Raw genomic sequence first — 1,992 nt, forward strand, 5'->3', positions numbered from 1 at the left:
AGGTCGGCATGCTCTACGACATGGCGTCCCGCTTCATGGCCGAAGAGATCGCGCCGCGCTATGACGAGTTCGAGAAGAACGAGATGTTCGACCGAGAGAGCTGGCTGAAGGCGGGCGCCGCCGGGCTGCTCTGCGCTTCCATGCCGGAGAAATATGGCGGCTCGGGCGGGACTTTTGCGCATGAGAGCGCGATCATCGAGGCGATCGGCCATGTCGGCGTCGACGGTTTCGGCATCGGCCTGCACAATTCGATCGTCGCCCCCTACATCCTGCACTACGGCTCCGAGGAGCAGAAGCAGAAATGGCTGCCCAAGCTCGCGACCGGCGAGCTGATCGGCGCCATCGCCATGACCGAGCCCGGCGCCGGCTCCGATCTGCAGGGCGTCAAGACCCGTGCCGAGAAGGACGGCAACCACTACAAGATCAGCGGCTCGAAGACCTTCATCACCAATGGCCAGCTCGCCAATCTGATCATCGTCGTCACCAAGACCGATCCGGACAAGGGCGCCAAGGGCACCTCGCTGATCGTCGTCGAGACCGACGAGGCCGAGGGTTTTCAGCGCGGCCGCAACCTCGACAAGATCGGGCTGAAGTCGAACGACACGTCCGAGCTGTTCTTCAACGACGTGCGCGTGCCGACCTCCAACCTGCTCGGCCACGAGGAAGGCAAGGGCTTCGTCCAGCTGATGCAGCAATTGCCGCAGGAGCGCCTGCAGATTGGCACGGGCGCGATCGCCATGATCGAGCGGGCGCTGGCGCTCACCATCGATTACGTCAAGGAACGCAAGGCCTTCGGCAAGGCCGTCATCGATTTCCAGAACACCCAGTTCAAGCTGGCCGAACTGAAGACCGAGGCCACGATCGGCCGCGTCTTCTACAATGACTGCGTCGCCCGCCACATCGACGGCGGCCTCGACCCAGTGACCGCCTCGATGGCCAAATACTGGCTCAGCGACCTGCAGGGCAAAGTCGTCGACGAATGCCTTCAACTGCATGGCGGCTATGGCTACATGAATGAATATCCGATCGCCCGCATGTACCGCGACGCCCGCGTCCAGCGCATCTATGGCGGCACCAACGAGATCATGAAATTGCTGATCGGGCGCTCTCTCTGAGCGCGGCGGCCGGCAAAGCCAAGGAGCACGAAAATGACTGAGGCTTACGTCTATGACGCCGTGCGCACGCCGCGCGGCAGGGGCAAGAAGGATGGCGCGCTGCATGAGGTGCCGGCGGTGCGGCTCGCCGCGAAGACGCTCGAGGCGTTGCGCGACCGCAACGGGCTCGACACGGGCAATGTCGACGACATCATCTTCGGCTGCGTCGACCCGGTCGGCGAGGCGGGCTCGGTCATTCCGCGCGCCGCCGCCTTCGAGGCCGGCTACGATACCAAGGCGCCGGGCATGCAGATCTCGCGTTTCTGCGCTTCGGGCCTCGACGCCATCAATTTCGGCGCCGCCAAGATCGCGCAAGGGGCGGACGAGATCGTCATTGCCGGCGGCGTGGAATCCATGTCGCGCGTCGGCATGGGCATGTCCGGCGGTTCCTGGTTCATGGATCCGTCCGTAGGCCTGCCCGGCTGGTTCGTGCCGCAGGGCATCTCGGCCGACCTGATCGCCACGAAATACGGCTTTTCCCGCGATGACGTCGACGCCTATGCAGTCGAAAGCCAGAAGCGCGCCGGCAAGGCGTGGGAAGAGGGCCGCTTCAAGAACTCGGTGATCCCGATCAAAGACCAGAACGGCCTGTTGATCCTCGACCGCGACGAGCACATGCGGCCCACGACCGACATGCAGTCGCTGGCCTCGCTCAACCCGTCCTTCGTCATGCCGGGCGAAATGGGCGGCTTCGACGCGGTGGCGGTGCAGAAGCACCCGGAGGTCGAGGAAGTGAACCACGTCCACCATGCCGGCAATTCGTCGGGCATCGTCGACGGTGCTGCCGCCGTGCTGCTCGGCTCGAAGAAGGCCGGCAAGTCCATGGGCCTGAAGCCTG

2 protein-coding genes are annotated in these 1,992 nt (G+C 64.3%); both read left to right on the forward strand.

Translation table 11 applies throughout. The features are described 5' to 3' along the window. A partial coding sequence (locus EOA27_RS33955; protein WP_245491267.1) for an acyl-CoA dehydrogenase family protein occupies positions 1-1,115 on the forward strand: 1,115 nt, incomplete at its 5' end. Positions 1,116-1,148: 33 nt separating this feature from the next. Further along, positions 1,149-1,992: beta-ketoacyl synthase N-terminal-like domain-containing protein (locus EOA27_RS33960; protein WP_127258457.1), on the forward strand; the 844-nt coding region annotated here is incomplete at its 3' end.

It is taken from the genome of Mesorhizobium sp. M2A.F.Ca.ET.037.01.1.1, assembly GCF_003998075.1.
In the GTDB taxonomy this organism is placed as follows: Bacteria; Pseudomonadota; Alphaproteobacteria; order Rhizobiales; family Rhizobiaceae; genus Mesorhizobium.